This window comes from Planomonospora algeriensis, from assembly GCF_977012225.1.
Genome location: NZ_CDRNDK010000365.1, coordinates 1 through 6,480 on the forward strand (window position 1 = coordinate 1; position 6,480 = coordinate 6,480).

5 protein-coding genes and 1 pseudogene are annotated in these 6,480 nt (G+C 73.1%); 5 read left to right on the forward strand and 1 reads right to left on the reverse strand.

Going from position 1 to position 6,480, the window contains the following annotated elements; genetic code table 11:
- Nucleotides 1–550 precede the first annotated feature (550 nt).
- The 3 genes and pseudogenes from ACWJ6R_RS27550 to ACWJ6R_RS27560 all read left to right on the forward strand — a co-directional run bounded on the left by ACWJ6R_RS27550 (nt 551) and on the right by ACWJ6R_RS27560 (nt 2,806).
- Nucleotides 551–706 (forward strand): hypothetical protein, encoded by a 156-nt coding sequence (locus tag ACWJ6R_RS27550; RefSeq protein ID WP_449065019.1) that lies wholly within the window; start codon nt 551–553, stop codon nt 704–706.
- A gap of 180 nt (nt 707–886) precedes the next feature.
- A pseudogene (locus ACWJ6R_RS27555) lies at nt 887–2,277 on the forward strand (class II fumarate hydratase).
- Between the two features lie 142 nt (nt 2,278–2,419).
- Nucleotides 2,420–2,806 carry a tautomerase family protein gene (locus ACWJ6R_RS27560; RefSeq protein ID WP_449065020.1) on the forward strand — a complete coding sequence of 129 codons (387 nt, stop codon included), beginning with the start codon at nt 2,420–2,422 and terminating at the stop codon, nt 2,804–2,806.
- Nucleotides 2,807–2,864: 58 nt separating this feature from the next.
- Here the strand turns inward: ACWJ6R_RS27560 and mca are convergent, their stop codons facing one another.
- A complete protein-coding gene (gene mca / locus ACWJ6R_RS27565) occupies nt 2,865–3,728 on the reverse strand; it encodes a mycothiol conjugate amidase Mca (RefSeq protein ID WP_449065021.1) in 864 nt (287 codons plus the stop codon).
- Between the two features lie 369 nt (nt 3,729–4,097).
- Here mca and ACWJ6R_RS27570 point away from each other — a divergent pair, with 369 nt between their 5' ends.
- Nucleotides 4,098–4,856 carry a 3-hydroxybutyrate dehydrogenase gene (locus tag ACWJ6R_RS27570; RefSeq protein WP_449065022.1) on the forward strand — a complete coding sequence of 253 codons (759 nt, stop codon included), beginning with the start codon at nt 4,098–4,100 and terminating at the stop codon, nt 4,854–4,856.
- A gap of 23 nt (nt 4,857–4,879) precedes the next feature.
- Nucleotides 4,880–6,480 (forward strand): GAF domain-containing protein (locus tag ACWJ6R_RS27575; protein ID WP_449065023.1); only part of this gene is annotated, 1,601 nt, incomplete at its 3' end.

The window sequence follows — 6,480 nt, forward strand, 5'->3', positions numbered from 1 at the left end:
GAACCTCGGGGCCCGGCAATCCGGGCAGCCGCCGGCGGGAGGCCCTCCGGCGCCTCCGCGGAGGTCCCCCGGCGGACAGGAGCCCGGAGCTCCGGCCGCCGGAGGGTGGGGTCCCGCAGGACCGCCGTTCCACGGTGCGCCGTCGGCGGGTCCGGGAGGGTTCGCCTCGAGTGACGCCCCGACGGAGACCGGAGCGCTCCCGGGACCCGGCGGGTTCGGCGGACCGAGCGGCCCTGGAGGGCCCGGCGGATTCAACGCGCCCGGCGGGCCGAACGGACCCGGAGGATTCAGCGGGTTCGACGGACCGAACGGGCCAAATGGATTCAACGGGCCGGGCGGACCGAATGGCCCGGGAGGGTTCGGTGCCCCCGACGCGTTCAGGGGAGCAGGCGGATTCAACGCGCCCGGAGGTCCCGGGGGACCGAACGGGCCCGGAGGGTTCAACGGGCCGGGCGGGCCCGGGGGACCGGAGCCGCAGGGGGGTCGGCCGGGCCCGCTCCCGCAGGGGCCCGGTCAGGAATGGCCCCGTGACGACGACTCCGCACCCGGCTTGGGAACCGAGCTGTTCTCGATCGTCGGGCCGGGTGAGCAGCAGGTCGCGCAGCAGCAGAAGAAGCGGGCCGGGGCGCTCGTCCTGATGGGCGTGGCGACCGCCGCGCTGGTGGTCATCATCGTTCTCGTCCTGGCGATCCTCTACGCCCGATGATCACCTGGCGGTGTCCGGACGCCGGGCGGATGCCGCCGGACGAGCACAGGGGGCGGCCTGGACCGCGGACGAGCGCGCAAGCGGCCTGGACCGCGGACGAGCGCGCAAGCGGCCTGGACGGCGGACGGTCCAAGCATGCCTGGAACGTCCGCCTTATCCCTCGCGTTGCAGACTGGGTCCATGAGCGAGTATCGGATCGAACATGACTCGATGGGCGAAGTGCACGTCCCGGCGAGCGCGAAGTGGCGGGCTCAGACCCAGCGGGCGATAGAGAACTTCCCCGTCTCGGGACGCGGCCTGGAGAGTCCCCACATCGCGGCTCTCGGCCTGATCAAGGCGGTCGCCGCCGAGGTCAACGCCGAGCTGGGAGTGCTCGACAAGGAGCTGGCCCAGGCGATCGCCGAGGCGGCCACCGACATCGCGGAGAACGAGTGGGACGGCGAGTTCCCGGTCGACGTCTTCCAGACCGGTTCGGGAACCTCCTCCAACATGAACGTCAACGAGGTCGTCGCCACGCTCGCGGAGGAACGGCTGGGCCGCCCGGTCCATCCCAACGACCACGTCAACGCCTCCCAGTCGTCCAACGACGTGTTCCCCACCTCCATCCACGTCGCCGCCCTGACCGAGGTGACCTACCACCTGATCCCCTCCCTGCGGCATCTGGCCACCGCGCTGCGCGAGAAGTCGATCGAGTTCGACGAGGTGGTCAAGGCGGGCCGTACGCACCTGATGGACGCCACGCCGGTCACGCTCGGCCAGGAGTTCGGGGGGTACGCCACCCAGATCGACAACGCCGTCGCCCGGGTGCGGAGTGCGCTCCCCCACCTCGCCCAGCTCCCGCTGGGCGGCACGGCCGTCGGGACCGGCATCAACACCCCGCCGGGTTTCGCCACGAAGGTCATCGCGAAGCTCCGCGACGTCACCGACCTCCCCTTCTGCGAGGCCCCCGACCACTTCGAGGCGCAGAGCGCCCGGGACGCGGTCGTGGAGCTCTCCGGGCAGCTCCGGACGGTCGCGATCTCCCTCAACAAGATCGCTAACGATCTCCGCTGGATGGGGTCGGGTCCGCGCGCGGGCTCGGCGAGATCAACCTGCCCGACCTCCAGCCGGGATCCTCGATCATGCCGGGCAAGGTCAACCCGGTCATCCCCGAGGCCGTGTGCATGGTCGCCGCGCAGGTCATCGGGAACGACGCGGCCATCGCCTTCGCCGGAGCCTCGGGCGCCTTCGAGCTCAACGTGGCCCTGCCGGTCATCGCCCGCAACGTCCTGGAGTCCATCCGGCTGCTGGCCAACGTCTCCCGGCTGCTGGCCGACCGCTGCGTGCACGGCATCACGGCCAACACCGGGCGCCTGCGGGAGTACGCCGAGTCGTCGCCGTCCATCGTCACCCCCCTGAACCGGTACGTCGGCTACGAGGAGGCGGCGAAGATCGCCAAGCAGTCGCTGGCCGAACGGAAGACCATCCGCGAGGTCGTCGTCGAGCGCGGGCACGTCGCGAACGGCACCATCACCGAGGAGCGGCTCGACGCCCTGCTCGACGTGCTCTCCATGACCCGGCCGCCCGCCTGACCGCCCCGCCCGGGGAACCGGGAGCACGGACCGATCCGTCCCGGACGGGGCCGGAAGGGCCGGAGAATCCGACAAGGTGTCCCGGCTGGGCCGGCCGTACCCGGCCGGGTGCCGTACGGAGTGCTCTGGGAGACTCGGCGCCATGGCACAGATCAAGTTCTACGGCCGCCGCGACGTCTGGGCCCCGCTCCGCCGGGAGCTCTCCGATGTCGTGCACGGCTGCCTGACCGAGGCGTGGAAGCTCCCCGAGGACAAGCGGTTCCACCGGTTCCTGCTGCTGGACGCCGAGGACCTCGTCTGCCCGCAGCGGAGCGAGCGCTATCTGATCGTGGAGATCGTCTGCTTCGCGGGCAGGTCGGAGGAGGCCAAACGCGAGCTGATCCGGACGCTGTTCACCCGGACCGGGGAGGCGCTCGGTCTCCCCGCCGACGACCTGGAGATCGTGATCCTGGAGTCGCCCCAGGTGAACTGGGGCATCCGGGGCGTCCCCGGCGACGAACTGGCGCTGACCTATCCGGTCAGGGTCTGATCCGACCTGCCCGGTCGAGGTCTGATCCCGCCGCCCGGAGCCGGTCCGGGCGGCCCGGTCACCCCCGGAGCCCGGCGAACAGGTCGGTCTCGGGGAGCTCCGTCTCCACCAGGGAGCGGGCGAGGTGGTAGTCCTCCGTCGGCCACACCTCGCGCTCCAGGTCGCGGGGGTGGGCGAACCAGGGGCCGTCCGGATCGATCTGGGTGGCGTGGGCCTTGATCGCCCGGTCGCGGATCTCGAAGTGGTCGTCGCAGGTCACCCGGGTGGTCACCGGCAGCTCCGGCATGCCCTCGAACCAGTCGTCGGTCACCATCTCCGCCAGCGGGGACGGCAGTCCCCGGGCCAGCAGCCCCTCGTGGATCGCGGTGAACCACGCACGGGAGAAGGACGCGATGTAGTACAGCTTGAGCGGTTGCCAGGGCTCCCCGGTCCCGGGGTAGCGCTCGGGATCACCCGCCGCCTCGAACGCCTCGACGGCCACCCGGTTGGTCATGATGTGGTCGGGGTGCGGGTAACCCCCGCTCTCGTCGTAGGTGACGATCACGTGCGGCCGGAACTCCCGGACCGCCGCCACCAGCGGCTCCGCCGCCACCGCCAGGTCCTGTACGGCGAAGCACCCGTCCGGCAGCGGCTCCCCCTCACCGGGCAGCCCCGAGTCGACGAAGCCGAGCCAGCGGTGGCCGACCCCGAGGATCGCGGCGGCCTCGGCCATCTCCTTGCGCCGGATCTCCGCCATGTTCTCCAGCACTCCGGGCCGGTCCATCGCGGGGTTGAGCACGTCGCCGCGCTCTCCCCCGGTGCAGGTGCAGACCAGCACGTCCACCCCCTCGGAGACGTAACGGGCCGTCGTCGCCGCCCCCTTGCTGGACTCGTCGTCGGGGTGGGCGTGCACGGCCATCAGTCGCAGCGGGTTCGCGGTCATCGGCGTCCTCGGGTGTCCTCGGGGTGTCCTGGATGTCCTGGGCGTCGGGAGCGATCGGCTCGGACCTCTCCGACCCTAGATCGCGCCTACGACATTTCTCCGAACCGCGGCGGCCGGGAATCCCTTCCCACACCCCGCGGAACGCCGCCGTCCGGAGGACCCCGCCCCCGGGAGTCCCGGACTCCGGGGCTCCCGGACCCGGACACCCCGCCACCGGGAGCCCCGGACCGGACACCCCCGCCCCGGACACCCCGGGCCCAGAAGTCCCGGACCCGGAAGGGCTCGCGTGCGGCCGTCACATAACCCGCGGGGACGGTATGTCGGCAGGGGACATGTGAGAGGTCCGGGCGATTGCCTAGATTCACTGGCATGACTGACCTGACGGGGCGGCGGGCCGTGGTGACCGGAGCGGGCAGCGGGATCGGGCGCGCCTGCGCGCTGCGGCTCGCCGCCGCCGGAGCGCACGTGGTGGTGGTCGACGTGGACGCCGAGGCCGCGGAGAAGACGGCCGCGGACGTCTCCGGGACCCCGGTGGCGGCGGACCTGTCGGCGCCGGACTTCACCGGGGCGTTCCCGGACGGCCTCCTGGCGGGCGCGGACGTCGTGGTGAACAACGCCGGGTTCCAGCACGTGGCGCCCATCGAGGAGTTCCCGCCCGAGGTCTTCTCCCGGATCCTCAAGGTCATGGTCGAGGCGCCGTTCCTGCTGGTCCGGGCCGTCCTGCCGGGCATGTACGAGCGGGGATGGGGCCGGATCGTCAACATCTCCTCGGTCCACGGCCTGCGCGCCTCGCCGTACAAGTCCGCCTACGTCACCGCCAAGCACGCGCTGGAGGGGCTGTCGAAGGTGATCGCGCTGGAGGGCGCCGAGCACGGGGTGACCTCCGTCTGCGTGAGCCCGGGCTACGTCCGCACCCCGCTGGTGGAGCGGCAGATCGCCGCCCAGGCCGAGGCCCACGGCATCGGCGCGGACGAGGTCGTCGAACGCGTCATGCTCGCGCCCGCCGCGGTGAAGCGGCTGGTCGAGCCGGAGGAGGTCGCCGAGCTCGTCGCCTACCTGTGCGGCCCGCACGGCTCGTTCGTGACGGGGGTCTCCCTCCCGGTGGACGGCGGCTGGACCGCCCGCTGAGCGGCCCGGAGACAATGAACGGTATGAGCACGCGGGTCTTCCTCGAACTCCTGGCCAGGGAGGCCTCCGCGGTCGAGTTCGAGGGGCCCGTGCTGGCGGCCAGGACCGCCGGAGCCGACGCCGCCGCGCTCGCCGAGTTGGAGGAGGCCAAGCTCGCGGCGCTGAAGGTCCGGGCGCTGCTGCGGCGCCGGGCCAGGCGCGAGGCGGAGCTGTCGGCGCTCTTCGACACGGCGGGCGACCTGGCCGCGCTGCGCGACCTGGACGCGGTGCTGGAGGCCATCGTGCACCGGGCCAGGCAGCTGCTCGGCACCGACGCCGCCTACATGACGCTGCACGACCCCGACCGGGGCGACACCCGGATGCGGGTGACCGACGGCTCCGTCTCGGCCAAGTTCCGCTCGCTCCGGCTGGCCATGGGAGCGGGGCTGGGCGGGCTGGTGGCGCAGACCGCCACGCCGTACTCCACGGCCGACTACTTCGCCGACGAGCGCTTCCGCCACATGCACGACATCGACGACGCCGTGCAGGAGGAGGGACTGGTCGCCATCCTCGGCGTCCCGCTCAAGCTCGGCGGGCGGGTCATCGGGGTGCTGTTCGCCGCCAACCGGAGCGTGCGGCCGTTCACCCAGGACGAGGTGGTGCTGCTCGGCTCGCTGGCCGCGCACGCCGCGGTGGCCATCGACAACGCCCGGCTGCTGCAGGAGACCCGCAACGCTCTGGAGGAGCTCAGCGAGGCCAACCGGCGCCTCAACGCGCACAGCGAGGCCGTGGAACGGGCCGCGCTCGCGCACGACCGGATGACCGGGCTGGTGCTGCGCGGCGGCGGCGTCGAGGACGTGGCGGCCGTGGTCACCGAGGTGCTCGGCGGTTCCCTGGCGGTGCTGGACGACGCCGGACGGCCGATCACCGGCGACCTCGGCGGACCCGGCGCGCCCGCCGCCCGGGACCGCACGCACGCCTCAGACCTCCCGCACGGCACGCACGGCGCGGAACGAGCGGGCCGAACAAACCAGATAAATCAGACGGACCGGACGGGCCAGACGGACCGGGCGGACGAGCCGGACGCCGCCGCGATCGCCGAGGCCGCGCAGTCGTCCCGGACGCTGGGCCGTACCGTCCGGCGGGGCGACCTGCTCGTCGCCTCGGTGGACGTCGGCGGCGAGCCGCTGTGCACGCTGGTCCTGCGGGCCGGTCGCCAGGTCGCCGACACCGACCACCGCATCCTGGAGCGGGCCGCGCTGGTCACCGCCCTGCTGCTGCTCTTCCGCCGTACGGTGGCCGAGGCCGAGGGCCGGGTCCGCGGCGAGCTGCTCGACGACCTGATCTCCCGTCCCGGCCTCGGCGGGCTGGGCGAGCGGGCCCGGCGGGTGGGCGTGGACCTGGACGGCGACCACGTGGTGATCGTGGTCCGGCACGACGGCGGACGCGAGCGGGCGGCCTTCTGGGCCTCCTCCCGGGCCACGCTGGAGCACGGGCTCGCCGCCCAGCGCGGCGACGAGGTGGTGCTGCTGCTCCCCGGAGACGATCCCGGGCCGCTCGCCAAACGGGTGGCGGCCGAGCTGACCGCCTCCCTCGGCCATCCCGCCACGGCCGGCGCCTGCGGCCCCGTGCGCGGCATCACCGG

Bases quoted from the DNA above. Each gene is read 5' to 3' on its own strand.
- ACWJ6R_RS27560 (WP_449065020.1), top strand. From the start codon at position 2,420: ATGGCACAGATCAAGTTCTACGGCCGCCGCGACGTCTGGGCCCCGCTC.
- mca (WP_449065021.1), bottom strand. From the start codon at position 3,728: ATGACCGCGAACCCGCTGCGACTGATGGCCGTGCACGCCCACCCCGAC.
- ACWJ6R_RS27570 (WP_449065022.1), top strand. From the start codon at position 4,098: ATGACTGACCTGACGGGGCGGCGGGCCGTGGTGACCGGAGCGGGCAGC.